We start from the raw sequence: 24,676 nt of genomic DNA, 5'->3' as shown, positions 1-24,676 counted from the left end.
TGCTGCTGACCCGCTCGTGCCAGCCGAGCCCGGCCACCATCGCCACCACGACCACCCCCCCCCCCCCCCCTCCCTCCCTCCCCCCCCCCCCCCCCCCTACCCCCCCCCCCCCCCCCCCCCCCCCCCCCCCCTCCCTCCCCCCCCCCCTCCCCCCCCCCCCCCGCCACCCGCTCCACACGGCCGAGGGGTGCGCCGGGAGCCGATCCGCCGGAGGATGAGCACCCGTTCAGGTGAACGCCGAAGGGAGCTCGATCATGGGCGGGGTCATGAAAGCCGTGCAGTACCAGCAGGTCGGGGCGGCGCCGGTGGTCGTCGAGGTCCCGAAACCCGAGCCGGGTCCCGGGCAGGTGCTGCTGAAGGTGACCGCCGCCGGGATGTGCCACTCCGACATCGGGGTGATGAGCTGGCCCGCCGACAAGCTGCCGTTCGAGCTGCCGCTCACCCTCGGGCACGAAGGCGTCGGCACCGTCGCCGAGCTCGGGGCGGGCGCGCGGGGCGTCGCCGAGGGCGACTCCGTCGCGGTGTACGGACCGTGGGGCTGCGGGGTGTGCTGGAAGTGCGCGCAGGGCAAGGAGAACTACTGCACCCGCGCCGCCGAGCTGGGCATCCGCCCGCCCGGCCTCGGCAGTCCCGGCGCGATGGCCGAGTATCTGCTGGTGGACGACGTCCGGCACCTGGTCCCGCTGGACGGGCTGGACCCGGTGCAGGCCGCGCCGCTGACCGACGCCGGGCTCACCCCGTACCACGCGATCAAGCGGTCGCTGCCGAAGCTGGTCGGCGGCAGCACCGCGGTGGTCATCGGCGCCGGCGGCCTCGGGCACCTCGCGGTGCAGATCCTGCGCGCCACCACCGGGGCGCGAGTGATCGCGCTGGACGTGGCCGACGACAAGCTGGCGCTGGCCCGCGAGGTCGGCGCGCACGACGTGGCCCGCTCGGACGAGAACGCGGCGCAGCACGTGCGCGAGCTGACCGGCGGGCTGGGCGCGGACGTGGTGCTGGACTTCGTCGGCATCGCGCCGACGGTGCAGATCGCGGCGCAGTCGGTCGCGGTGGAAGGCGACATCACCATCGTCGGGATCGCCGGGGCACCGCTGCCGGTCGGTTTCGGCCTGCTGCCGCACGAGGTTTCGGTGGCGGCGCCGTACTGGGGCTCCCGCGCAGAGCTGATCGAGGTCTTCGACCTGGCGCGGCAGGGCGCGCTGCGGGCGCACGTGGAGACCTTCGGCCTCGACGAGACGCCGGAGGTCTACGAGCGCTTCCACCACGGCCAGATCAAGGGCCGGGCGGTCATCGTCCCGTAGCCCTGGGGCCGTGTGCGTTTTGTGCTGCTATGGCAACACGAAACACACACGGTCACTGACCAGCGTCAATACGGCAGAGGCCCCCCATCAACCGATCCGATGGTTCGGCCCGCTTGGTCGGCACGTCGCCGAGCTCGATCTTCGGTTCGTGAGTGTTTTGGCGCGCTATGGCGAACCAAAGTGCGCACGAGACCTGACACCGCCCCAAGACGTTGGTTTCGACGCGATTTCCATGGAAATCGGACCTTCGATTTCCATGGAGTGTTCTTCATCCTGGTCGGCCCGCAGCCGCGGGTAGCAAAGCTGCACGTCGGTGGGGTGTCGCATGCGCCGCAGGCGCATAGCCCACCCCCGCAACTGGCACCGCCGCGGGTTCACCGTGCCCACCCCTCCGGGGTTCTCCCGGCGAGGACGGCCCCTCCGCCGTGTATTGGACATACATCAGGAGGGGCACCCACAGACCAGGAAGCCTCTGAGGTTCCGCCACCCGCACCGCCACGCAAATTGAGGTTGGAAAAACCTCATAGAAATTGCGGTCTACCGCACCTAGGTCGTCAGAGGTCGGCTGCGTAGGGGATCTCGTTGGACGCTTCGGAGGTCATCCAGCGGCGGATCGTCCAGGTCGCGCGGACGTCGTCCTCGTTGTAGTCGAGGATCCGGTCGCGCTGGGACAGCACCGGCACACCGCCGCCGAGGCCCACCGCGTCGCGGTACCAGCGCATCGAGTTCTCGCCGCTGGCCTCCGCGTCCCGCCAGCCGAACCCGGCGCTCGGCGCGATCACCTTCAGGCCCTTGCCGTTCGGGCACAGGAACTGCTCCCGCACCGACGCGAACAGGTCGACCCACTCGGCCGAGCCGATGAACTCGCGCACCTCGGCCACCGATGGCACGCCCGGCTTGCCGGCGAACCGTTCGGCCGAAGCGAGCATCCAGCGGTTCTCCGCGAGCTCGTTGTAGCAGTAGGCGCGGAAGCTCAGGCCCCGCTCGTACGCGCGGCGGCGCACCGAGCCGAACCACGTCCAGAACTCCGCGAAGGACCGCGCCTCGTCGTCGGACGGCAGCGGCTCCCAGCTGACGAACGCCCGGTAGCCGGGCTCCTCGCCGATGTCCGCACCGGACAGCCAGCAGCCCCACAGGTAGGCCCCGGCGTCGGCGTAGCTCTCCATGTCCACGTCGACTTCCACGTCCGCGCGCGGCACCGACAGGTCGCGGACGCGCCGCACCAGCGGCAGGTTCCGCAACCACGCCTTGGCGAGCAGGATCGCGTCGGTGTTGCGGACCCCGGTCAGCGGCAGCGATTCCGCCTCCGAAAGCGGCATCGCGGCCAGCTCATCCACTGTGGACACGCCGACCTCGCGCAGCGCCACCGCGTCCTCGCCGCGCACCACCAGGCTGACGTCCCGGCCCTCGCGCAGCTGGGACTCGCAGGTCGGCCACCACGGGCAGCCCTTGCACTCGTTGATCCGCGAAGGCAGCGCGAGCGGCTCCGCCTCCGCGGCGGCCGCCGAGGCCACCGCCAGGCGATCGGCGAACCGCGCCTCGTACTCGGCGATCGCGGTGCGGCCGCCGGGCCAGTTCGGCACGTCCAGGTAGTGCCAGACCACCACGTCGGCCTCGACGCCGATCACGCCGCCGAGGTTCGGCGCCGCGCTCATCCCGCACGCCTCCAGCAGCCGCAGGGCGTGCGCCAGGCGCAACTGGTCGCGGGGCTGCGCCCGCACCTTGCGGGTCTGGTCGATCCGGGCGGCCGCCGGCACCGGCCGGCCGATCGGCGACACCCGGGCACCGCTGCCCGGATCGGTGATCTTGTGGCGCACCACCAGCACCGGAACGTAACCGTCGCCGCTGCGCACCAGCAGATCGACCGAACCGCGGCGGCCGCCGGTGGGGTCGGCGGGCAGCTGGGCGGCGGAGATGTAGGGCGTGCCGGCGCGCATCGCGGCGAGCGTCAGCTCCTCGCGGTCGGCCGCGGCCCCGCGCGGGATCTCCGCCCAGTCCTCGCCGAACGCGTTGCCCAGCAGTTTCGCGACGAACCGGCGGTGTTCCGCGGCATCGGCGATGCGCTGCTCGATGCCCAGATCCATCTGCGCGGGTGGTTCGTCCTGCGCCGGATCGTTCTCGAGGTGCACGCGTCGACGGCACCGTGTTACGACGCCCGCGTCGAGCAGCACCTTCTCCTTCACGTGTGAAGCGTATGCCGTCGCTCCGACAGACGCGCCCATCACCCCGGTGACACGCCTCCGAGGCGACTACCCACCGTGCCCGAACGGGCGCAGCTCGATGTCGTGCCGCCCGAGGTCCGGTCTTAAGGTGATCGCAACGCCAACGCAGGACGGGGAGGTGTCGGCCGCGGTGAGGAAGCGCACGACCGGACGCGGGGTCCGGAAGACGGGCACGAGAGGCTCCCGCAAGGCCGTCAAGGCGGCGAAGAAGGCGGACAAGAAGGCCGCCAAGGCGATCGAGAAGGGCGAGCACGGGCGCATCACCCCGGGCAACGCCAAGAAGATCATCGGGGTGGCCAAGGTGGTCGGCCCGGTGATCGCGCCGTTCGCGATCCACGCGGTGTCGGTGGCGCGCGAGCGCTACGAGCGGATGCGCGCGCATCGGCTCGGCGTGCCGGTGGACCAGCTGGGCAGCTTCACCGGCCGGGGCGCGGCGCTGCACGCGCGGATCGCCGGCGACGGCGAAGCGCTGCGCGAGCTCCGCGAGCAGTCGGCGAGCGGCGAGGAGGCGGCCGTCGCGGAGCAGTACGCGGAGCGGACCGCGACGCGGCTGGCGCAGCTGACGAGCGCCGTGCGGGCCGCGGAGCGGATGCCCGCGCAGCGGCGGAAGTCCGCGCACCGCGCGGTCGACGCGGAGCTCGGGCGGATCGAGGACGACCTGCTCAGCCGCTTCGGCGTCGCCAGGGCGCGCCGCTGACGCCTACCGCATCGCGGAAGTCCCGTTCCGGGTCCGCAATTTCAATGGAAATCGAAGGTCCGATTTCCATTGAAATTGCGGACCCGATCGGCTCGGGCGGGCCGCTCGTCTCGCCTTCGGCTCAGCGGCCTGCGGCTTCTCCGCCGGGGAGCTTCACCAGGCCCTGCTGGACCATCCACTCCCTCGCCACGTCCGCCGGGTCCCGGCCGTTGACGTCCACCTGGGCGTTCATCTTCAGCAGTTCCGCGTTCGACAGCTTCGCCGACACCTGCTCGAAGACCGACGTGATCTGCGGGTAGCGCTTGAGGAGCTCGTCGCGGGTCGTGATGCCGAGGTTGTACCTCGGGAAGAACTGGCGGTCGTCCGCCAGGACCTTCAGGTTCAGCGCCTGGATCCGCCCGTCGGTGGTGAACACCTCGCCGAAGGTGCAGGTCCCGTTCTGGGTGGCCTGGTAGATGCTGCCCTCGGTCAGCACCTTCACCTTCGACCGGTCCGCGGTGAAGCCGTACTCCTTCTCCACCCCCGGCATGCCGTCGTTTCGGCTGGCGAACTCGGTGTCCACGCAGAACGAGGCCTCGTCCGGCTTCTCCGCGATGATCTTCGGGAGCTCGGAGAGCTTCTCCACGCCCAGCCGCTGCGCCGCGTCCTGGTTGACCGCGAACGCGTACGTGTTGTCCACGTCGTAGGTGATCGCCGTCCAGGCGACGCCGTTGCGCTCCAGGTCCAGCTTCTTGACGGCCTCGTACTGGGCGCGGGCGTCCGGGATCGGGTCGGTGTTGCCGTTGTAGCTGATCCAGGACGATCCGGTGTAGTCCCACAGGATGTCGATCTGGCTGCTCTCCAGCGCCTTACGGGCACTGGCCGAGCCGACGATGCTGGTCAGGTCGCGGACGTCGGCGCCGGCCGCGGACAGCGCGAACTCGGCGATGTAGCCGAGCACCAGCTGCTCCGTGAAGTCCTTGGAGCCGACGGTGATCGTGACGCCCTGCAGCTCCGGCACCGGCCGGATGGTTCCCGGTGCCACTGCCAGCGGCACCGAGCCGCCGGAGCTGAGCCCGCAGCCGGTCAGCAGCACGCCGGTCACCGCCACCGAGGCCAGCTTGAACGCGCCGCGGCGCGACATCTTCCGGTTCATCGCAACCCCCTCGGCGACAGGTACGTCTCGGCCAGCGCGCCCAGCCAGTCGACCAGCAGCGCCAGCGACATCGCCAGCACCGCGCCGACGACCATGACGGTCCAGTCGTTCAGCTTGTACCCGGTGTTGATCATCTCGCCGAGCCCGCCGGCGCCGACGAACAGCGCCAGCGTCGCGGTGCCGACGGCCAGCACCAGCGCGGTGCGCAGGCCGGCCAGGATGTAGGGCACCGCCAGCGGCAGCTCGATGCGCGCCAGCACGCCCGTCGCCGACATGCCGATGCCGCGGCCCGCGTCGATCAGCGAGGGATCGACCTGCTGCAGGCCGACGATGGTGTTGCGCAGCACCGGGAGCAGCGCGTAGAAGGCGATCGGCAGCACCGCGATCCAGAACCCGGTCGTGCCGCCGGTGATCAGGAAGAACAGCACCAGCAGACCCACCGAGGGCGCGGCCTGGCCGATGTTGGCCAGGCCGATGACCAGCGGCACCGCCCGCCGCGCCCAGCTGCGGCTGAGCACCACGCCCAGCGGCACCGCCACCACGACGACGATCACCGCGACCGCGAGGCTGAGCAGGAAGTGCGTCCAGGTCAGGCTGAGGATCGTGGTCGAGTTGATGCTGCGCGCGGTCACCTCGTCGTTGTCCTGGCTGAACGCCCAGCCCAGCACCCCGGCGACCAGCGCCACGACCGCGATCGGCTGCGCCAGCAGCCGCAGCCGCTCCGCCCTGCGGGACCCGGAGTCCGAAGCGAACTGGCTGCTCATGACTGGTCCTCGGCCGGTTCGTCGTCGGCGTGCTCCTCGCGCAGCGCCTTGATCGTGTTCATCACCGTGTCGATGTCGACCACGCCGACGTACTCGCCGCGGGAGCCGGTGACCACCGCGACGCCGTCGTCGTCGGTGAGGATCGCTTCCAGCGCGTCCTGCAGCGTCGAGGCCAGCGCCACGCTGTCCTCCACCGGTCGCCCGGCGCGGTCCAGCGCGGACACGGCACCGGCCTCGCGGGCGGTCGCCCAGCGCAGCGGGCGGTTGCGCTTGTCCAGCACCAGGCCGATCGCGCCGCGGCGGGTGCCCAGGCGCTCCTTCAGCGCCGCGGGCGACTCGTCGATGGTCGCCGTCGGCACCTGGCCCACCTCGATCTCGCGGACCCGCCGCAGGGTGAGCTGCTTGAGCGCGGCACCGGCGCCGACGAAGCCGGCCACGGTGTCGTCCGCCGGGTTGGCCAGGATGGCCTCCGGCGTGTCGTACTGCAGGATCTTGGAGCGATCGCCGAGGACCGCGATCCGGTCGCCGAGCTTGACCGCCTCGTCGAAGTCGTGCGTCACGAACACGATCGTCTTGCCCAGCTCCGCCTGCAGGCGCATCAGCTCGTCCTGCAGGACCCCGCGGGTGATCGGGTCCACGGCTCCGAAGGGCTCGTCCATCAGCAGCACCGGCGGGTTGGCCGCCAGCGCCCGCGCCACGCCGACGCGCTGCTGCTGACCGCCGGAGAGCTGCCGCGGGTAGCGGTCGCGGAACTCGCCCGGGTCGAGGTTGACCAGGTCGAGCATCTCGTCGACCCGCTCGCGGATGCGCTTCTTGTCCCAGCCGACCAGGCCGGGCACCACGCCGACGTTCTCGCCGACGGTCAGGTGCGGGAACAGGCCGGCCTGCTGGATCGAGTAGCCGATCTCGCGGCGCAGCTTGTCGGGGTCGAGGCCGAGGACGTCCTGCCCACCGATGGTGATCTTGCCGGCCGTCGGCTCGATCAGCCGGTTGATCATCCGCATGGTGGTGGTCTTGCCGCTGCCGGACGGCCCGACCAGCACCACGGTCTCGCCGGCCGGGATGGTCAAGGTCACGGACTCCACCGCGGACAGCTTCTGCCCGGGGTAGCGCTTGGAGACCTCTTCCAGGCAGATCTCGACGCCGTGCCCGCCGGCGGGGGTGTTCTTGTCGTCAGCCACGAATACCTCTCGATGTCGTCAACCGCCCGAACAGCACGAAGAGGGCGTCCAGCAGCAGCGCCAGGATGATCACGCCGACGGTGCCGGCGATGGCCATGTTCAGCGCGTTCGCGCCGCCCAGCTGGCTCAGGCCGCTGAAGATCAGGTTGCCCAGGCCGGGGCCCTTGGCGTAGGCGGCGATGGCGGCGATGCCCATCAACATCTGGGTGCTCACCCGCATGCCCGCGAGGATCGCGGGCCAGGCCAGCCGCAGCTCGACGCGGGTCAGCACGCCGAACCGGCTCATGCCGATGCCGCGGGCCGCGTCCAAGATCGGCTGGTCGACTGTAGACAACCCGACGATCGTGTTGCGGATGATCGGCAGCAGCGCGTACAGCACCAGCGTCACCACCGACGGCGCCACGCCCAGCCCCAGCACGGGGATGAGCAGGCCGAACAGGGCGAACGACGGGATGGTCAGGATCGCGCTCGAGAGAGCGGTGGCGATCGCCGCCCCGGCGGGGCTGCGGTAGACCGCAACCCCGACCAGGACGCCGACGATCGTCGCCAGCACGATGCACTGCACCACCATGCTGGCGTGCTGGTAGGAATCCACCAGCAGCGATTGCCACCTGGATGCGACGTAGTCCAGGAAGTTCACGCTTCTTACTCTTTTCCGCCGGCAGGCGCCGTCGCGGTGGCCTCGCTCTCGTCGGCCTCGGCCGGCGTGGTCACCAGCTGGAACTCGCCGTCGTGCTCCTCGGTACCGGCGATGACCGCCTGCTCCAGCACCTCGGCGCCCTTGGCGTCGCGCAGCGTCACGTCGTCGCTGCGCAGGTCCTTGAGCAGGGCCACGCACATGAACACCATGACGATGGCGAAGGGCAGTGCCCCGATGAAGGTCAGGTTCTGGATGCCCTGCAGCGCCTCCTTCTCATCACCGCCTGCGCTGCCGATGACCAGCATGATCGCGGCCACGGCACCGGTCGCGGCACCCCAGAAGACCACCACCCACTTGCTCGGCTCGATGGCGCCCCGCTGGGACAGCGTGCCCATCACGATCGACGCGGCGTCGGCACCGGAGACGAAGAAGATCGCCACCAGGACCATCACCAGCACCGCGGTGACCGTCCCCCACGGCAAGGTGCCCAGCACGTCGAAGGTCTGCGCCTCCGCGGATCCCTCGCCGTAGACGTTGGTGCCCGCCTTCTGGGCGTCGATCGCGGCACCGCCGAAGATCGCGAACCAGACGAGGCTGACGCCGCTGGGCACGAGCAGCACGCCGGCGACGAACTGCCGGATCGTGCGGCCGCGGCTGATGCGGGCGATGAACATGCCCACGAACGGCGTCCACGAGATCCACCAGGCCCAGTAGAAGATCGTCCAGCCGGCCAGCCAGTCCTGCATCTCGTCGCCGCCGGTGGCGCCGGCTCGCGAAGCCATCTCGCCGAACTCGCTGATGTAGGACCCCACCGAGGTGGGCAGCAGGTCGAGGATGAACACCGTCGGACCGACGACGAACACGAACAGCGCCAGCACGCCGGCCAACACCATGTTGATGTTGGACAGCCACTGGATGCCCTTCTCCACGCCCGACACCGCGGACAGGACGAAGCACACCGTCAGGACGGCGATGATCGCCACCAGTACGGTGCTGCCGGCCGAGTCCTTGGCCAGCCAGCCCGCGCTCTCCAGACCGCTGCGGATCTGCAGGGTGCCGATGCCCAGCGAGGCGGCAGAACCGAACAGCGTCGCGAACAGCGCAAGGATGTCGATCACCTTGCCGAGCGGGCCCTCGGAGTTTCGCTTGCCGATCAGCGGCAGGAACACGGCGCTGATCGTCTGGCGGCGCCCGCGGCGGAAGGTGCTGTAGGCGATCGCCAGACCCGCGACGGCGTAGATCGCCCACGGGTGCAGCGTCCAGTGGAACAGCGAGGTCGCCATCGCCGTCTTGATGGCCTCTTCGCTCTCCGCGGGGGACGTCCCCGGTGGCGGATCGACGAAGTGGCCTAGCGGCTCGCTAACGCCGAAGAACATCAGACCGATGCCCATGCCGGCGCTGAACATCATGGCGATCCAGGAGATCGTCCGGAACTCCGGCTGCTCCCCGTCCTTGCCGAGCGGGATCCGGCCGAACTTACTGAAGGCCAGGTACAGGGCGAAGATGACGAACGCGGTGGCCGCGAGCACGAAGCCCCAGCCCGTGTTGGTCAGCAGCCAGTTCAGTGCCGCCTTCGACGCGGTGCTCAGCGAGTCGGTGCCCACCGCACCCCAGAGCACCACGGCGAACATGATGGCCGCGGTGACTCCGAACACGACCCAGTCCGTGCGCGGTTTCCCGAGGAACTCGGGGCTTCCTGTCAATCCATTTGTATGGTGGCCCTCGGTGGGGTCACCACTTTGTTTTGTTTCGGTCGACACAGGTTTCGGCGCCGACTTTCGGCGACGCCCCCTCCTCTCCGTCGTCAGTTACGACGATCTGGAACTAAGTGGCCGGCAAATGTGCAGCTGGTAGCTCCGGACCGTCTGCAACCCGTAAACCGTGACCCAATCGGGTGAACAAGGCAAGCTCACCTGCGGTCAGCGTGGCCGAACCGACACCTAGACTTGGCTGCCGTGGCAGCCGGAATCAGACCTACGCAGGGCGCGTTGCGCGTCCTGCGCGGTGCCGGTTTGGCCACCACGTCGGCGTCACTGTCCGTGGCCGCACATGCGGCCGCCGGGGGGTCGTTACCCGATCCGGGTACAACCTTGGTGATCACCGGCCTGTTGGCCGGTGCCGGTGTGGCACTCGCTGATCGCAAGCGCGGGTCGTGGGGCATTCTAGGGGCCTTGAGCGTCAGCCAGCTGGCACTTCACGTATTTCTCCAGCTCGTGGCGTCCCACCAGGACGGCCACGGGTACGCCGGGATGCGGTTCTCGCCGCTGGTCATGACGCTCGGGCACGCCGCCGTGGTGCTGCTGACCGCGCTCGTGATGGCCCGCGCCGAGCAGGCACTCTTCGTAGTCGCGCGCCTCCTCGGGTCCATCCTGCCCCGCAGGTCCACCCCACTAACGGTGGTTGCGCAGCCGCGCACGGTGTGCGTCGTGGTGGTCACGGTGCGTACCCTGGCGCAGCTGATCTACCAGCGCATTCATGCCCGTCGCGGGCCGCCGGAATCTCCTGCCGCCGGCGGCGATCACGTGGAATTCGCCACCTGATCGTTGCCCTTTCGTCATTTCGTCGCGTATCCGCGCGCGCGAATAGCCCGAAACGCAGGAGATTCAAGAACATGTCGACAAATCGATTCGCGGTTCGATCCGCGGCGCTGACCGCTGCTTGCGGGATTGTTGCGCTAATGGGCGCGGGCACGGCGTCCGCGCACGTTTCCGCACAGCCTGGCGAGGCGGCCAAGGGCGGCTACGCCAAGGTCGCCTTCCGGGTCCCGAACGAGCGGCCGAACGCCGGAACCGTGCAGGTCAAGGTGAACCTGCCGGAGCAGTACCCGCTGAGCTCGGTGCGCACCAAGCCGATGCCGGGCTGGACCGTCGAGGTGGAGCGGGTCAAGATCGCGCCGGTCGAGGTGGCGGGCGCGCCGGTCACCGAAACTGTGCGCAGCATCACGTGGACCGCGCAGCCGGGCAACCGGATCGGGCCGAACGAGTTCAACGAGTTCGAGGCGACGCTCGGCGCCCTGCCGACCAACACCGACGAACTGCTGCTGCCCACCACCCAGACCTACGACAACGGCGAGGTCGTGAACTGGGACGCTCCGACGCCGCCGAACGGCGAGGAGCCGGAGCACCCGGCCCCGACGCTGAAGCTGGTCGAGGAGGCCGGGGAGGGGCACTCGCACGGCGGGAGCCCGGACGGTCAGGAGGCCGCCGGCACCGGTGACGACACGGCCCGCTGGCTGGGCGGAGCCGGACTCCTGGTCGGCGCGCTCGGCCTGGGTGTGGGGGCCGGTGCCCTCGCGCGCAGCCGGAACGCCGGACAGGCTGCGAAGCAGCAGGAATCCGGGAAGGACGAGTCGTGAAGCGGTTGATGGCGATCGCGGTGCTGGCGCTGGCCGCGCTGCTCGGCGGCGCGGGCACGGCGCTCGCGCACAACGTGCTGGTCAGCAGCGACCCGCCGGAAGGCGCGCAGCTGGCCACCGGGCCCCGTGAGGTCCGGTTGACCTTCGACCAGCCGGTGCGCACCGGCCAGGGCTACAACACGGTCAACGTGGTCGGCCCGGACGGCACGTACTGGACCGACGGGGAGGTGCGGGTCGAGGGCAACTCGGTCGTCGCACCGGTCCGCGAGCTCGGTCCGGCGGGTGTCTACACGGTCGGCTACCGGGTGCTGTCCAACGACGGCCACCCGGTGCCCGGCAAGGTCACCTTCACGCTGACCGCGCCGGGCAACGGCACGCCGGCCCCGGCCCCGCAGAACGCGGACCAGCCCGGCCAGCAGGCGGAGTCGGCGGAGTCCGGCGGCACGCCGATCTGGCCGTGGATCGCGGGCGCGGTGGTCCTGGTCGCCCTCGGCCTGGTCCTCGCCCTACGCCTGGGCAAGCCGAAGAACTGACGCAAGAAGGGGCGCCCCCGGCCGAGCGATTCGGCCGGGGGCGCTCTCGTTTTCGAGCCAGGTCACGTCGACAAGGTGACCTCCCCCCGGGGCACCGGTCACTTGCTGCGCAGCCGGATGCGGTCGAGGACCGCCGGGTCGAGCGTCCCGGCGCGGTCCACGGCCCGGGCCTGGACCATGAACCACGGCTGGGCGCTCTCCCGCGCCGCGCGCACCGGCACGAAACCCTGGTCCACCAGCGAAATCGCGTAGTCGACCGACACCTCGCAGAGGTCGTTGAGCGATGCCGTGCCGTGCCACGGCATCACCCCGGCGCCGCCGAGCGGGACGAACCGCAGCCGGCCCGCCGCCGGACGGATGGACAGGCTCATCCGCACGCAGCCCTCCCGCCACAGCACCGAGTAGTCGAGCTCCTCGTCGACGTGCTTGTTCGCCAGGTAGGTGATCGTTTCCCGCCACGCCGTCGCCAGCAGGTCGCCGCGCGCCCGGCGGACCTCGGCCGGCACCGCCGGATCGGTCAGGTCGAAAGGATTCGCGTAGATCCGCTGCGACCACGCGAACGGATCGCCGCCGGGGCAGGGGATGTCGACGGCCTGCAGCACGGAGCGGAACAGCTCGGCGAACCGCGGCCGCCCCGGCCCGGCCGGGTCCCGGGCGTCGGCTTCCCCCAGCGCCGCCCGCGGATCGCGGCGGACGTCCAGCCCGGCGAACGCCGTGGCGTACCGGTCGCGGTGCTTCGCCAGCAGCTCCGGCCGCTGCGTGCGGTCGCCGCACCGCGGATGCGCGTCGGCGGCGTCGTCGAAGTCCTCGACCGCCACCACGTCCCGCAGCCCCGCGCTTGCCACCTGCGCGACCAACTCCCGGTGGTAGCCCGCGTAACGGCGCGGCTCCCGGAACCTGAAGTGGCTGGCATCGGTGAGCGCCCGCACCGCGATGCCCGGCGGGTGGATCTGCCGGACGGCCTCGTCGAGCTGCCGCAACCGGATCAGCATGGCCAGCTCGGCGAGGTCGGGCAGCCCGCCGAGCGCCTTCAGCCGGGAGCCGTCCTGCTTCAGCGACGGCCCCACCACGACGAACGGGATGCGCGCACCGGCCTCGATCGAGGCGAGCATGTCCCGGTCGGCCGCCTCGGGCGGATACGCCGTCCTGGACGCGCCGAACGGCTTCGCCGTCACGACCCGCCACACCGCCCGGCAGATCGCCGCCGGATCGGCGCGAGCACCGACCTCGCGGCCGAGCCGCCGCCCGTCGGCCACCGCGGTCGCGACCAGCGACTCGACGATCCGCGACTGCTCCCCCGCGGTCAGTTCCACGCCGTGCGACCAGATCGTGGGGCGGGTGCTGAGATCCCCGATCCGCAGCCTGCTCAGCGACGTCACGTGCGACAGCTGCGGCACGTCGGCCGAGTGCCCGCGTCCCAGCGGAACCGGCTGCGGCAGCGACTCGAACGTCCTTATCCCGCAAGGGCCTTGACCACCACCGTCCACAGTGAACCCGGGCGGGCGCGCGGCCACCACCGAGGCGGCGGGGAACGCCGCCCGCAGCGCTTCGCGATTGCCGGCCGAGTCGTCGAAGGCGGCGACGAGCTCGTGCTCCGGCATGTCGTGCAGCGCCGCGACCTTCTGCCCCGCGACCGGCCCGTCATCGGTGGTGCGCAGGTCGAGGTGGCCGAGTCCGTGGCGGCTCAGCACCTCTTCGGTGGCGGCTCGCATCCGGTGGCGGCGACCGGTCAACCAGACGACCCGGGCACCGGCTTGTTCCAGGTCCCGGACGAATTCCCCCAGGCCCGGCGCCGGTTCGTCGGTCAGCAGGGCTTCCCGGTGCCACGCGACGTTCTGGCGGTACTCGGCGTACAACGCCTCCCAGTCGAGTTCGGGATACCGCGCCGGCAGCCCGTTCACCGCCAGGAACGGGCGCCAGCCCGGCCGGTACAGCCCGGGCAGCACGTCGAGCCGCGCCGGGGCGGCGAACTCGTCGATACCGTGCGCTTCGCCCAACCGGCGCAACGCCTCGCCGACCCGGTGCTTCGGGTGCAAGGCGCAGAAGTCGAGGTCCACGGCGACCAGCGGGCGCGGCAGGCCCGGCTCGTTCCGGCACCGCGCGCTGCGCGCCCGGACCAGGCGGACGACCCGGCTGAGGATCTCGTGCTGCTCCGCAGCGACGACGTGCACGAAGCGGCGCCACGGGTGGTCGCCGGCGAACGCGGCCGCGGTCGACTCGGCCAAGTGGCGCAGTTCCTGCGCGATGACGCGGTCGAAGGCGGCCCGGACCCGGTCCCGCTCGTCACCGCTGATGAGCACGCACGCTGCCGCCAGCTCGTCCAACTGCTCGTCCAGCGCGGTGACGACGCCCGGCACCCCGGACCGCGCGCGGCGGATCCCGCCGAGCACGATGCGCCCGGTGGCCGTCGCCGCCGAGTCCAGCTCGACGCCGAGCTCGCCGGCCGGCAGGAAACCCCGCGCCAGCAGCCCGCGGAACGTGATCAGCAGCGGCCGGACCACGAACTCGGCGAGGTGCTCCGGCGCCGTCCAGCCCGGCGGCCGGCCGGCCGCGATCCGCTTCAACCACAGCACATCGCCGGGGAACTCCCAGCGCGCCAACTCCCCCAGGGGGATCGCGTTCCGCGCCGCGGACAGCTCTCCCACCGCCCGGTGCTCGACGGCCCCGGCCGCCGCCACGCAGTAGAGCCGCAGCAACGGATCCTCGTCCAGCGATTCCCCCAGCCGCTCCGACCGGACATCCGGACCGCACAAAACCATCTCCATTCCAACAATTCCGGAAAAAACGCACGCATCACGAAGTCCCGCTCGCGTGCGCGAGCGGGACGTGCAAAAGTCAGCGATCACGCCCGAGCGAATTCGCCCGCACTCGGGCAAGAAACACCGGCGCCGCGGGCACTACCGACTCGCGATGCCGGAAAAAACGACTACTACCAGGGAAAACGTCGAATTCGCCCGGACCGAACCGGCCCACACCGATCGTCGAACCCCCAGTTCAACCGGCGCGGCGGCGCGCAGACACCCGACGGGCCCACCGATGACGCGCCCGTCGCCGAGTGGTCATTCACCATCGGCGAACTGCACGAGCGGGATGCAGCAGTCGCCTTCCAGTCGCTGCACCGTGACCCGGCCGCAGCGCTCCAGCTCCTGCCGGGTGATCCAGCCCGCGGCATAGTGGCGATAGGCCTGGGCCAGTAGGACGAGCTCCGCGAGGTGATCGGCGTGCCGGCGTCGGAGGTCTTCGGGCAGCCGGGGCAGCGAACCGGCCTGGCTGTCCACCACTTCGTCGAGCACCTGCGCAGCGCGCAACGCGTGCGTACGGCGCCAACGCGGCATCCGCGGCAAGAACTTCGCGATCCTCATCGACAGCCCGTCCCGTAGCAACGCACCGATGGAGCAGTTCGCCCGTATGGTTTACCCCTTCCGCCGAACGATCGTCAGCAGAAATTGCCCAACGAACGCGACTATCGACCCAACATCGCCCGTTCGGCCTAGCGATCGACCTGATCAGCTGTACGGCACCCATTGCGTGCAGAGATCTCCGTCCCTGATCGTGCGCAACCGCTGGTGCAGTTGCTCGCGAACCCCGGGATTGCTGCGCAGGATCGGGAGCACCCCGGTGGTGATCTTCAGCTCGCGCAGTTCGCGCAGCACGGGAAAGCCTTCCCAGCGCGTGATGTCGAAGCCGTAGGCCCCGGCCAGGTCGTCGTGCCAGCCCGGCGGGTGCCCCATCCGCAGCCGCCCCACCGCGATCGGCGTCAGATCCCACTCCGGCGGGCCCATGCACAGCGAATCCAGGTCGCACAGCAGCGGCCCGTCCGCGCCGCCGATCACGTTGCCGAGGTGCGCATCCGCGTGGATGACGCTGCACCCCAGCGGGAACCGCAGCGCCGCCAGGCGCTCTTCCAACACGTCGCAGCGCTGCGCGAGGAACCGGTGATCGGCCGGATCGATGTCGACCGCGTCGGTCAGCCGCCGCCGGATGTCGGCCATCGGCTGCCAGTCCAGGAACGTCGGGGACGGCGGCTTCGAGTGCATCTGGCGCAACAGCGCGCCGAGGTCGGCGCCGCCGGGCATCGGCCCGGTCTCGGGCACGTACTCCCAGAAGGTCGCCAGGTGTTCGCCCACCTGGACCGGCTGTTCAAGACCCGGCAACAGGCGCACGGCGGGAACCCCGTGCACGGCCAGCCAGCGCGCGGCCTCCACGGCGTTGAAGGCTCGATAGGTGAACGACGGGGAAAGCACTACGCGGACGACCACACGCTGGTCCCGAAGCAGGAAAACCCCGTTGTTGACGATTCGGAGCAATCGCGCGCCGGTCGGGTCGAGGCCGACGGCGGCGCAGATCTCGGTCAGTGCCAGCTCCAGCTCCGGCGGGATGCACCGACCCTGTTCCAGTGGTTGTGTCTTCATGCTCATCGTTTCGGACCGACGGCACCGCTGCCCCGGCGCGCCGAGCTCACACCCGGCGGAACCGCCGGACGGCCTCGAACAGGTCGCGGACGTCGGAATTCATCCGGTGCTTGCTCGCTTCGAGCTCCAGCGGCTTGAGCCGGTCGGCGACGCGCTGGGACTTGACCCGCTCGCCGTGCTCCAGCGCCCGCCGTCCGACCTTGACGCCCTCCTGCAGGTCGCCGGCCCGGATGTGGTTGGTGGCCTGCAGGCTCAGGCCGAAAACGTGGGTGCGCGCCATGTCCGCGCCGTAGGCCTCGTTGCACTTGATGGTCTCGGCGACGGCGATCGACGCGTGCTTCTTGGGGTCGAACACCGACAGCGCGTCGTGCGCGGAGCCGATCATGCCGTGCAGGTCGTTCTCGGTGAAGAAGCGCACCCAGTCGGGCGCCTCGTCGGCGCGGGCGCGGGCGAACTCGTCCTTGGTGCGGCCGACCATCTTCTGCACCTGGTCCGGCTTGTTCAGCATGCCGTAGGCCCAGGCCTCGTTGGCGCACAGCACGGCCACGGTCAGCGCGGAACCGGAGTCCTGCGCGGCGATCTGGCCCAGCTGGAACAGCTTCAGCGCCTCGTTGGGCTCCTCGTAGTGCAGGTAGACGCGGCCCATCCGGTACAGCACGCTGGCCACCAGGCCGTCGTCCTCGGCCTGCTTCGCGAACTCCAGCGCCTTGCCGAAGTGGCCGCGGGCGGGGTCGAGCAGACCCACGTCGAACGAGGTCCAGCCGGCCAGGCTGTGCATGTCCGCCAGCGCCACGAAGAGCTGCTTGCGCACGGGTTCGGCGGCGCTGGACTCCAGCAGCTGCTGCGCCCAGGACAGCTGGGCCACCACGGCGTCCCGGCAGGTTCCGCCGCCGTAGCGGTAGTCGAGGTCTCGCAAGGCTTTGGTGGCGGCGTGGATCTGCTGCACGTCGGTCATGCCGATCCGGGTCGGCGCCGGAGTCTGGGCGTTGGCCGGCAACCAGGAACTGGTTTCGGTGCCGAAGACCGCGGCGCCCATCGTCACCGCCGCGGCGTGGGACAGGAACTTCCTGCGCTTCACCGACTCGTCCTCCTCAGCGTCGGGGGCGTTGGCCGCTTTCGCGACCCGCATCGCGGTCGCCCCGTCGTACGCGAGGCCCATGTAGCCCCGCGGGATACCCAGCCCGTCGGCGATCCGGGCGAGCACGTCATAAGCCATGACCTGCCGCCCCTTGAGGATCTCGGACACCTCGGATTGCGACTGCCCCGTCGAGGCTGCAATCTGTCGCTGCGAAACGCCGTGCCGGCGAAGTTGCCGGTAGATCTCACTGACGTCCCGCCGGGCCAGTGCATCCCGCATTTCCCGCTCGTTCCAAACGTCGGGTGTAACGGGAGAGCCGCCAGAACCGATGATGTTCATTTAGACCCCCTGACGCTCTGCTCGGGCGTTGGTCGCAGAGTAAGGGCACTGCTGCATCCCGGTGAAGCGCGTATCGGTAGAGGTGATCGGCAGCGGTGAAGTCCACCGACCGCTCGTCGTTGCCGTTGGCCCGGTTATCGCCTGCGCCCTAGGCGCGAGGCCCCGGTCCGTTCCAATCTAGTCACCACAGGCAACCGAGCACGAACGGGAACGGTGACCGAGATGCGGGAAGCACAGGGTGGGAACGGCCGGTCGGCCGGCTTCCCCTCGGCCCCCGCGGACGGCCGCCGGTGGTGGCGAGTGGACTGCCGAGACGTGGCGAACTCGCACCGCTTCCTGGACGTGCTGGTCAACCGGGACAGGGTGGTGCTCGTCGGACCGCCCGGCCACTCCGCGGCGTTGTCGGCCAACGGCCTCGGCCAGTTGTCGGTCGCGTTGCGGGATGCCGCTGTGCAGGCGAGAAAGTGACGGTGACGTTTCGGTGGATGAGATCCTGGGTCAGGTGCTGCGAAGTGCGGTGCGAGAGCGGCTCGACGTGTTGACCGAGCTCGCGAACCGCGCGGACGCCCCTTCCCTGCTCTCCGTTGCGCGTTCCGAACTCCCCCGGCTCACGGAGGGGTGGCGAACGCTGCTCACCGCGCACGATGCCGACGAAAAGGGCAACTGCCCGGAGTGCTCAAGTCGCTGGCGCCCGCAGAAAGCACCGTGCTCGGTGTGGCGCACGGCTTATGAGCACCTGGTAGCAGGAGCCCTGGCACCCCGTCCCGCACGGCACCAGCGCCCGGCGCACGCTCTGCGCCCGGCCGCGCCGGTGCCGTAAGCCGGCGGACTCGGCCCCGGACAGCACTACCTCCTCCCCGATCCGGGTCACCGAGAAACCGCCAGGCGGCGGTCGATGAGCGGCTGGTCGTGTTTCCCCGACCTCGACCACTCGATCATCGGCCGCCGCCGCGAAAACTCCACATCGGACCGGCTGGCACGCCAGCGCGGTCACCCAGATTTCCGCGGGCCGGTGCTGACGCACTCCCCTCCCCCCGACCGGTGCCGGTCCGCGGAACTCCAACCACTCCGGTCACGCCGTTTCCCCGGACGGCCCCGGAGTCTGGAAAGGCCCTGGAGCTCGATTCCCCGACCGAGCCCAGGGCCTTTCCACGTCCGCACGACCGACCCGTGTGCACTTCTTGCTGCTATGGCGACGAGAAGTACGCACGGGTCGCTCAGCTGAGACGGGCCTCGACTGCCGGGTAGTCGGTGTAGCCCCGCTCGCCGCCGCCGTAGATGCGGTCGGCGTCCACCGGTGCGAGCGGGTGGCCGCCTGCGAACCTGATCGGCAGGTCGGGGTTGCTGATGAACAACCGGCCGTAGGACATCACGTCGGCGAGACCGGATCGCAGGACGCGTTCGCCGGCTTGCCGCGTGGTCGGTTCGGGGCCGTTGAAGTTCGCGATCAGCGTTCCCGGCCACCGGGGCCGCAGATCCGCCAGCGCCGGGTAGTTCCCGCGTTCCACGATGTGCAGGTAGGCGAGCCCGAGCGGTTCGACGGCGTCGAGCAGGGCCCGGTAGGTGCCTTGCGGATCCTGCTCGGCGATGTCGTTCTCGGGGTTGTCCGGCGAGATCCGCAGTCCGACGCGGTCGGTGCCGACCTCCGCGGCCACCGCTTCGACCACCTCCACCGCCAGCCGCAACCGGCCGTTGCGGGAACCCCCGTAGCCGTCGCCGCGCACGTTGGTGTTCTCCGCGAGGAACTGGTGGATCAGGTAGCCGTTGGCACCGTGCAGTTCCACGCCGTCGAAGCCCGCCCGGATCGCGTTCCTCGCCGCCGCGCCGAAGTCCCGGATCGTGGCGTCGACCTCGGCGGTGGTCATGGCCCGCGGCGTGACGTGGTCGAGCAGGCCGTCGGCGGTGAAGATCGTGCCGGAGACCGCGCGGGCCGACGGCGCGACGGGCAGCTCGCCGAGCGTCCTCGGGTGGCTCATCCGGCCGACGTGCCACAGCTGGGCGAAGATCCGGCCGCCGCCGGCGTGCACGGCATCTGTGACGTGCCGCCAGCCGGCGACCTGCTCATCGGTGACCAGGCCGGGGATCCCGGGCCCGCCCTTGCCGAGCCGGTTCGGCCAGATCCCCTCGCTGACGATCAGCCCGGCGGCGGCGCGCTGGGCGTAGTAGTCACCGGTGATCGCGGCGGGCACGCCGGTGCGGTCGTCGGCTCGCCCTCTGGTCATCGGGGCCATCGCGATCCGGTTCGGCAGGCTCAGGCGCGCGCCGCGGTACGGCTGCAGCAGCGGACCGGTGGTCTCGATCGTGGTCATGGGTGGCTCCTGGAGTTCCGGTGCGGTCAGCGGGCGAGGGCGATCGCGTCGATCTCGATCTGCCAGTCCGGCCGGGCCAGCGAGGACACTTCCAGCAGCGTGTCGGCGGGGTACGGCTCGGCGAGGAATTCTTCGCGCAGCTCGATGACCGCCGGCAGGTTCGCGGCCATGTCCCGGACGAGGATGGTCACCTTGACGACGTCGGCGAGGGTGGCCCCGGCCGCGGCGAGCACCCGCTCGATGTTGGCGAACGCCTGCCTGCCCTGGGTCTTGAAGTCGTCGCCGACGGTGCGGCCGTGTTCGTCGATGCCCGCCTGGCCGGAGACGTGGACGAACCCGCCGGCCTTGATCGCCTGCGAGATCCGGTACGGCTCGTACCAGTCGGGAGCGGTGGCGATGCGCTCGATGTCGGTGGCGGTCATGGCCGTCCTCCAAGTTTCATGCTCAGTATTTGTATGTGCATGCACATCTTGAGCATTCATGTACCTTGATGTCAACCACGACCGCCGCGACACCTGGGAGACCCGATGGCCGAGCCCACCGATGACGATCAGCTGTGGAGCCGGGTCGTCACGTTGTCCGGCCGGGTGGAGAACGAGCTGGCCAAGGCCATGCAGCGCAAGCACCGGCTGGGCCTGTCGGAGTACCGGGCGCTGTGCCACCTGGCCGGCGCGGACCAGGGCGAGCTGCGGATGCAGGAGCTCGCCGACGCCGTCGGGCTGAACCAGAGTTCGGCGAGCCGGCTGGTCGCCAGGCTGGAATCCGCCGGGCTCACGGTCCGCGACCACTGCCCGGCCGACCGCCGCGGCGTCTACAGCGTCATCACCGAAGCCGGGCGCGAACTGCACGCAGCGGCCCAGCCCACCTACCTGGCGGCGCTGGCCGCCGCGCTGGACCGCGCCGCCGCCGACCCCGACCTGGCCACGACCGTCAAGGCACTCCGCGGGTAGAACGTTCCGTTCGGCGAAATGACCCGTGCGCACTTTCTGCCGCTGTGGCGACAAGAAGTGCGCACGGGTTCTGAGCGGTCACTTGCGGCGGAGGCGGGCCCTGGCCGCGAAGTCCGGGTCGAGCCGGATCCCCGGCGGGGTCCGCGATCCCCTCGGGGCCGGGACCGCCGCGCCGATCGCGCTTGTCAGGTGGGTTCGCTGGGACGGGACCATCAGCCACGGCTGGCGGGGGCCGAGCAGTGGCGAGTACACCGGCACGAAGCCCTGGTCCAGCAGCGAGATCGCGAAGTCCACCGCCACGTTGCCGCGGTCGTCGAGCACCCCGGTGCCCTGCCAGGGCAGCAGGCCGGAGCCGCCGAGGTAGGTGAACCCGAGGCAGCCCTTGCGGACCGCGCTGAGCGTCAGCCGCACCCGGTTCGGGAACATCCGCTCGTAGCCGAACTCCTCGTCGACCTGCATCGTCGCCATGTAGCGGAGCACCGTGTGCCACGCCCGGCGCAGCACCGCGCAGCGCGCCTGGCGCACCTCGGCCGACACGGTCTGGTCGGTCACGTTGTAGATGTCCGCGTAGACCGCCGTGGACCACTCCAGCCGGTCCGTGCCCGCGGGCACCACGACCGGCACCGAATACACCAGCGACATCAGGATTTCCCGGAACAGCCCGATGACGTGCGGCGCGAACTCGCCCATCTCCGCGGTGCGCAGGTGCACCAGCTCCAGGGTCCGCAGCGGGTTGTCGGTGATGTCGAAGGACCGCAGCGACTCCGCGAGCAGCCGGCGGTAGCGGGCCACCCGCGACGCGTGCTCGGCCTTCAGCCCGGGTAGGCCGAGCCGCTGCTCGGCGACCGCGTCGATCTCCTCGACGGTGGTCCGGTCCCCGATGCCGACCAGGTCGACGTACTCGCGCAGCTTCTTCTGGTATGCGTCGGTGATCGCGTGCGGGCGGCTCCGGAAGTGCCTGCCGTCGGTGAGGATGTTGAAGTGCAGGCCGGGCCGGTGCACCGCGCTGACCGCCTGCTGGAGCTCCCGAAGCCGCGCCATGGCACCGAGTTCGGCGAAGTCCGGCAGCGGGCCGCCGGCCTTGAGCCGGTTCAGGCACTGCTTGACCGGGAAGCCGAGCAGCACCACCTCGATGGGCTCGCCGCGGCGCACGAACGGTTCGGCGTCGCGCCGCAGGTCGGCGGGTTGGTAGTTGGCGCGGGAGCCCTTGATGAACTGCTTGCGGGTGAACACGTGGTGCAGCGCCGCCAGCACCTGCTCGGGTTCGCTGCGCTCGTCGATGCCGAACTTCGCGACCGCGCTGCGCCCGGTCCGCGCCGCCGCCCGGTCCGCGTCGGCCACCACCGAGTCCACTATGGACAGCGATTCCCGCTCGGTCAGGTGCACGGCCCAGCGCTGCGCCTGGCGGTTCTTGCGCAGCGCGCCGATCTGCAGCTCTTCCAGCGAGTGCGTGTTGGACAGCCGCTGACCGCTGCGCGTGCCGGGGCGCGGCGTCGTCTCGAAGGTGGCGATCACCGCGGCGGCGTCGGCCACCGGCTGCGCCGGGAGTCGTTCCGCGGCCAGGCCGGGGATCTCGACGGCGACCGGGAGGGCCCCGCCGAACTCCTTGGTCACGGCGATGCGGTTCGCCAGCTGGTCGTCGAAGACCGCCACCACGTCGACATCGCCGAGCTCGCGGAGCTTCTCCACCTTCAGCTCCGTGCGCGGGCGGCCGCCGTCCTCGGACAGGCACAGCAGCATCGCGTCCGGCACCCCGGCGGTGGCCAGCACCTCCTCGGTGTGCTCGCGGAACCGCTCGCGCCGACCGGTGCAGAACACCACCCGCCCGCCGGCGTCCTGCACGTCCCAGACGAACCGGGCCAGCCCGGCGTTCACGCTGTCGGTGCGCAGCTTCTCCCGCGGCCGGGCCAGGAACGAGCGGGTGAAGTCGGCGCGCACCTCTTCCCAGTCGACGGACGGGTAGCGCTCGCGCAGCCCGCTGAGGGACACGAAGTTGTGCCAGGTGGCGGCCGCGTGGGTCGGCAGCACCGGCAGCGTGCCGGGGCCGGCCAGCTCCAGGATGCCGTCCGGCGCGCCCGGCCGGGGCCCCGAAACCGAGCGGGCGGCGTCCAGGATCCGCTGCAGCGGCACGAGTCCGCACAGGTCGACGTCGATCACGACCGCGGGCTGCGGCAACCGGTCGTCCCAGCGGCGCCGGCGGGTGCGCTGCTGGACCCGGTCCAGCACCGATTTCAGCACCTCGTCCTGCGCTTCCGGCACGGTGTGGACGTAGCACTGCAGCGGCTGTTCGCCGGAGAGCAGCTCCGCGGTGCGCGGTCCCAGGAAGCGCAGTTCCTCGGCGATCACCCGGTCGACGGCCCGCCGCACCCGGCTGTCCCGCCGCGCGGATTCGAGGCGGCTGAACCCGGCGCTGAGCTCGTCGAGGGTCTCCACCAGCGCGCGCGCTCCCGCCGACACCTCGGCGCGGGTCGGCTCGTGGCTCACCCGCAGGTAGTCGGTCACCACGATCCGGCCGGTGGCCTGCAGCTCCGGCGAGAGCTCGAAGGCGATTCCGCCGCCGCCCAAGGCGAACAGCCCGATCCCGTGCACGTCCAGGGCCAGCCGGAAGGTGCGCAGCAGCGGGCGGACGAAGTGCTCCAGGAAGTACTCGAGTTCGTCCTCGCGCCGCTCGAAGCGGTTGTCCAGCACCACGCGCAGCAGGCCCGGGGTGCCGTCGTCCACCGGTTGCAGCAGCGTGGCCAGGTCGGCCGCGATGGTGCCGCCGGGGTGCGTCGGGTGCGCGGGCGCGGGCTCGGCGATGCGGGTCAGCGCGGCCGAGCCGGTGCCGGTGTCCACCACGGCGGCGGGCACCGGCTGGGTGGCGCAGTGCATTCGCAGGTCCGGATCGGATTCCACAATGGACGACAGCCGCTCCCAGCCGCGCAGCTGGCGCAGGGCGCGCTCGCGGGGGCCGGCGGCCTGCAGCTGCACGGTGCGCTCCGGCCCGCTGACGGTGATCCGCTCGGCGGGGAACGGCACGCTGCGGTTGGGACCGAGCACCGCGGCGAAGCAGTCCTCGGCGAGCTGGCGCCGGGTCGAGGTCAGCAGGTCCGCGCGGTCGGCGGGCAGCGGCACCGACCCGCCGGTGTCGCGGTCCGCGGCCAGCGACCGGGTCAGCCGGTGCAGCCACGCCGGGTCGAACACCCGGCGGGTGCGGCGCAGCCGGACCAGCGCGCGGTAGAGATCGGACCAGTTCGGATCATGTCCCAGCGGCAGCCCCGCCCCGGCCCCGGCGCCGCTGAGCTGCAGCGATCCCCCGGCGGAGCGCTCGACCCGCAGGCCGTAGCCACCGGCGGAGAGCAGGTCGTTCGCGGCCGGGATGGTCAGCGGGTGCCACAGCCCGGGCGGCACGTCCGCGGCCGTGACGGGCGGGCTCGCCGGTGCGGCGAGCTCCGGGGTCAGTCGCGCGGTCACGGGGCTGCGGTGCGCGTCGCGCGCGTGGCAGCCGAACAGGCACGGGTACCGGCGGCAGGTGTGCCACCGCACCAGGTTCTTCCCCCAGTCGATGTCCACCTGGCAAGCAGAGCACGTGGCACGGCGGGAAAACGAGGGGCGGCCGGGCAGTAACCCACGATGACCTTTCTGTCACTGAGAATGACGGCTCGGATCACCCTAGATAGCGACCTTGTGCGCTGACAACATGACTCACTGCATATGCCAACGGTGTAACGCGACAAGATCCGCAGGTCAGAGATCTACCCAGAAAGCACCCGATGACCAA

21 protein-coding genes are annotated in these 24,676 nt (G+C 70.9%); 8 read left to right on the top strand and 13 right to left on the bottom strand.

Annotated features, from left to right (window positions below):
• Positions 1–230: 230 nt before the first annotated feature.
• Positions 231–1,301: an NAD(P)-dependent alcohol dehydrogenase gene (locus AC07EQ_RS26730; protein WP_478390613.1), complete on the top strand. Its 1,071-nt coding sequence runs from the start codon at positions 231–233 to the stop codon at positions 1,299–1,301.
• Positions 1,302–1,855: 554 nt separating this feature from the next.
• On the opposite strand, the gene AC07EQ_RS26725 is transcribed toward AC07EQ_RS26730, so the two are convergent.
• Positions 1,856–3,484, bottom strand: a complete 1,629-nt coding sequence (locus AC07EQ_RS26725) for a TM0106 family RecB-like putative nuclease (protein ID WP_478390612.1) — start codon at positions 3,482–3,484, stop codon at positions 1,856–1,858.
• Between the two features lie 169 nt (positions 3,485–3,653).
• Here AC07EQ_RS26725 and AC07EQ_RS26720 point away from each other — a divergent pair, with 169 nt between their 5' ends.
• On the top strand, positions 3,654–4,220 hold the full coding sequence (locus AC07EQ_RS26720) for a DUF6474 family protein (protein WP_478390611.1): 567 nt from the start codon (positions 3,654–3,656) through the stop codon (positions 4,218–4,220).
• 121 nt (positions 4,221–4,341) lie between these two features.
• On the opposite strand, the gene AC07EQ_RS26715 is transcribed toward AC07EQ_RS26720, so the two are convergent.
• From AC07EQ_RS26715 to AC07EQ_RS26695, 5 genes are read right to left on the bottom strand one after another with little or no spacing between them, the layout of a single operon-like run.
• On the bottom strand, positions 4,342–5,355 hold the full coding sequence (locus tag AC07EQ_RS26715; protein ID WP_478390610.1) for a glycine betaine ABC transporter substrate-binding protein: 1,014 nt from the start codon (positions 5,353–5,355) through the stop codon (positions 4,342–4,344).
• Positions 5,352–6,119, bottom strand: coding sequence for an ABC transporter permease (locus AC07EQ_RS26710; protein ID WP_478390609.1), 768 nt, complete (start codon positions 6,117–6,119; stop codon positions 5,352–5,354). Before AC07EQ_RS26710 ends, AC07EQ_RS26715 begins: the two co-directional genes overlap by 4 nt.
• Entirely contained in the window at positions 6,116–7,300 is a 1,185-nt protein-coding gene (locus AC07EQ_RS26705; protein ID WP_478390608.1) for an ABC transporter ATP-binding protein, read from the bottom strand. Before AC07EQ_RS26705 ends, AC07EQ_RS26710 begins: the two co-directional genes overlap by 4 nt.
• Complete coding sequence (locus AC07EQ_RS26700; protein WP_093260758.1) at positions 7,293–7,940, bottom strand: ABC transporter permease; 648 nt, start codon at positions 7,938–7,940, stop codon at positions 7,293–7,295. The genes AC07EQ_RS26705 and AC07EQ_RS26700 overlap by 8 nt, the downstream gene beginning before the upstream one ends.
• Before the next feature lie 5 nt (positions 7,941–7,945).
• Positions 7,946–9,643: a BCCT family transporter gene (locus AC07EQ_RS26695; protein WP_478390607.1), complete on the bottom strand. Its 1,698-nt coding sequence runs from the start codon at positions 9,641–9,643 to the stop codon at positions 7,946–7,948.
• A gap of 390 nt (positions 9,644–10,033) precedes the next feature.
• On the opposite strand from AC07EQ_RS26695, the gene AC07EQ_RS26690 reads away from it, so the two are divergent.
• From AC07EQ_RS26690 to AC07EQ_RS26680, 3 genes are all read left to right on the top strand, one after another.
• The gene (locus AC07EQ_RS26690; RefSeq protein WP_478390606.1) at positions 10,034–10,480 is read left to right on the top strand and encodes a hypothetical protein; all 447 of its coding nucleotides are present in this window, start codon (positions 10,034–10,036) and stop codon (positions 10,478–10,480) included.
• A gap of 71 nt (positions 10,481–10,551) precedes the next feature.
• The gene (locus tag AC07EQ_RS26685) at positions 10,552–11,295 is read left to right on the top strand and encodes a YcnI family copper-binding membrane protein (protein WP_478390605.1); all 744 of its coding nucleotides are present in this window, start codon (positions 10,552–10,554) and stop codon (positions 11,293–11,295) included.
• Positions 11,292–11,828: a copper resistance CopC family protein gene (locus AC07EQ_RS26680; RefSeq protein WP_478390604.1), complete on the top strand. Its 537-nt coding sequence runs from the start codon at positions 11,292–11,294 to the stop codon at positions 11,826–11,828. Before AC07EQ_RS26685 ends, AC07EQ_RS26680 begins: the two co-directional genes overlap by 4 nt.
• A 98-nt stretch (positions 11,829–11,926) precedes the next feature.
• Here AC07EQ_RS26680 and AC07EQ_RS26675 read toward each other — a convergent pair whose 3' ends face one another.
• From AC07EQ_RS26675 to AC07EQ_RS26660, 4 genes are all read right to left on the bottom strand, one after another.
• Positions 11,927–14,593 carry a hypothetical protein gene (locus AC07EQ_RS26675; protein ID WP_478390603.1) on the bottom strand — a complete coding sequence of 889 codons (2,667 nt, stop codon included), beginning with the start codon at positions 14,591–14,593 and terminating at the stop codon, positions 11,927–11,929.
• 294 nt (positions 14,594–14,887) lie between these two features.
• Positions 14,888–15,190, bottom strand: coding sequence for a hypothetical protein (locus AC07EQ_RS26670; RefSeq protein ID WP_478390602.1), 303 nt, complete (start codon positions 15,188–15,190; stop codon positions 14,888–14,890).
• A 144-nt stretch (positions 15,191–15,334) separates the two neighbouring features.
• Positions 15,335–16,240 carry a phosphotransferase enzyme family protein gene (locus AC07EQ_RS26665; protein WP_478390601.1) on the bottom strand — a complete coding sequence of 302 codons (906 nt, stop codon included), beginning with the start codon at positions 16,238–16,240 and terminating at the stop codon, positions 15,335–15,337.
• A 46-nt stretch (positions 16,241–16,286) separates the two neighbouring features.
• On the bottom strand, positions 16,287–17,657 hold the full coding sequence (locus AC07EQ_RS26660; RefSeq protein WP_478390600.1) for a helix-turn-helix domain-containing protein: 1,371 nt from the start codon (positions 17,655–17,657) through the stop codon (positions 16,287–16,289).
• A 222-nt stretch (positions 17,658–17,879) separates the two neighbouring features.
• On the opposite strand from AC07EQ_RS26660, the gene AC07EQ_RS26655 reads away from it, so the two are divergent.
• Both AC07EQ_RS26655 and AC07EQ_RS26650 read left to right on the top strand, forming a co-directional pair.
• Complete coding sequence (locus AC07EQ_RS26655) at positions 17,880–18,125, top strand: hypothetical protein (RefSeq protein ID WP_478390599.1); 246 nt, start codon at positions 17,880–17,882, stop codon at positions 18,123–18,125.
• 13 nt (positions 18,126–18,138) lie between these two features.
• Positions 18,139–18,477, top strand: a complete 339-nt coding sequence (locus AC07EQ_RS26650) for a hypothetical protein (protein WP_093260776.1) — start codon at positions 18,139–18,141, stop codon at positions 18,475–18,477.
• A gap of 397 nt (positions 18,478–18,874) precedes the next feature.
• On the opposite strand, the gene AC07EQ_RS26645 is transcribed toward AC07EQ_RS26650, so the two are convergent.
• A complete protein-coding gene (locus tag AC07EQ_RS26645) occupies positions 18,875–19,966 on the bottom strand; it encodes an alkene reductase (protein ID WP_478390598.1) in 1,092 nt (363 codons plus the stop codon).
• Positions 19,967–19,992: 26 nt separating this feature from the next.
• A complete protein-coding gene (locus AC07EQ_RS26640; protein ID WP_478390597.1) occupies positions 19,993–20,388 on the bottom strand; it encodes a RidA family protein in 396 nt (131 codons plus the stop codon).
• Between the two features lie 105 nt (positions 20,389–20,493).
• Here AC07EQ_RS26640 and AC07EQ_RS26635 point away from each other — a divergent pair, with 105 nt between their 5' ends.
• On the top strand, positions 20,494–20,916 hold the full coding sequence (locus AC07EQ_RS26635) for a MarR family winged helix-turn-helix transcriptional regulator (RefSeq protein WP_478390596.1): 423 nt from the start codon (positions 20,494–20,496) through the stop codon (positions 20,914–20,916).
• Positions 20,917–20,994: 78 nt separating this feature from the next.
• On the opposite strand, the gene AC07EQ_RS26630 is transcribed toward AC07EQ_RS26635, so the two are convergent.
• Positions 20,995–24,468, bottom strand: a complete 3,474-nt coding sequence (locus AC07EQ_RS26630) for an L-tyrosine/L-tryptophan isonitrile synthase family protein (protein ID WP_478390595.1) — start codon at positions 24,466–24,468, stop codon at positions 20,995–20,997.
• Positions 24,469–24,676: the final 208 nt, after the last annotated feature.

Source organism: Saccharopolyspora sp. NPDC045839 (assembly GCF_056431645.1).
Note: the sequence above shows the minus strand (reverse complement) of the source record. Positions and strands in the feature narration are given on the sequence as shown.

Excerpts from the sequence above, each read along its gene's own strand:
- AC07EQ_RS26715 (WP_478390610.1), bottom strand. The coding sequence starts at position 5,355 with ATGAACCGGAAGATGTCGCGCCGCGGCGCGTTCAAGCTGGCCTCGGTG.
- AC07EQ_RS26710 (WP_478390609.1), bottom strand. The coding sequence starts at position 6,119 with ATGAGCAGCCAGTTCGCTTCGGACTCCGGGTCCCGCAGGGCGGAGCGG.
- AC07EQ_RS26685 (WP_478390605.1), top strand. The coding sequence starts at position 10,552 with ATGTCGACAAATCGATTCGCGGTTCGATCCGCGGCGCTGACCGCTGCT.
- AC07EQ_RS26675 (WP_478390603.1), bottom strand. The coding sequence starts at position 14,593 with ATGGAGATGGTTTTGTGCGGTCCGGATGTCCGGTCGGAGCGGCTGGGG.
- AC07EQ_RS26670 (WP_478390602.1), bottom strand. The coding sequence starts at position 15,190 with ATGAGGATCGCGAAGTTCTTGCCGCGGATGCCGCGTTGGCGCCGTACG.
- AC07EQ_RS26665 (WP_478390601.1), bottom strand. The coding sequence starts at position 16,240 with ATGAAGACACAACCACTGGAACAGGGTCGGTGCATCCCGCCGGAGCTG.
- AC07EQ_RS26660 (WP_478390600.1), bottom strand. The coding sequence starts at position 17,657 with ATGAACATCATCGGTTCTGGCGGCTCTCCCGTTACACCCGACGTTTGG.
- AC07EQ_RS26655 (WP_478390599.1), top strand. The coding sequence starts at position 17,880 with ATGCGGGAAGCACAGGGTGGGAACGGCCGGTCGGCCGGCTTCCCCTCG.
- AC07EQ_RS26645 (WP_478390598.1), bottom strand. The coding sequence starts at position 19,966 with ATGACCACGATCGAGACCACCGGTCCGCTGCTGCAGCCGTACCGCGGC.
- AC07EQ_RS26640 (WP_478390597.1), bottom strand. The coding sequence starts at position 20,388 with ATGACCGCCACCGACATCGAGCGCATCGCCACCGCTCCCGACTGGTAC.
- AC07EQ_RS26635 (WP_478390596.1), top strand. The coding sequence starts at position 20,494 with ATGGCCGAGCCCACCGATGACGATCAGCTGTGGAGCCGGGTCGTCACG.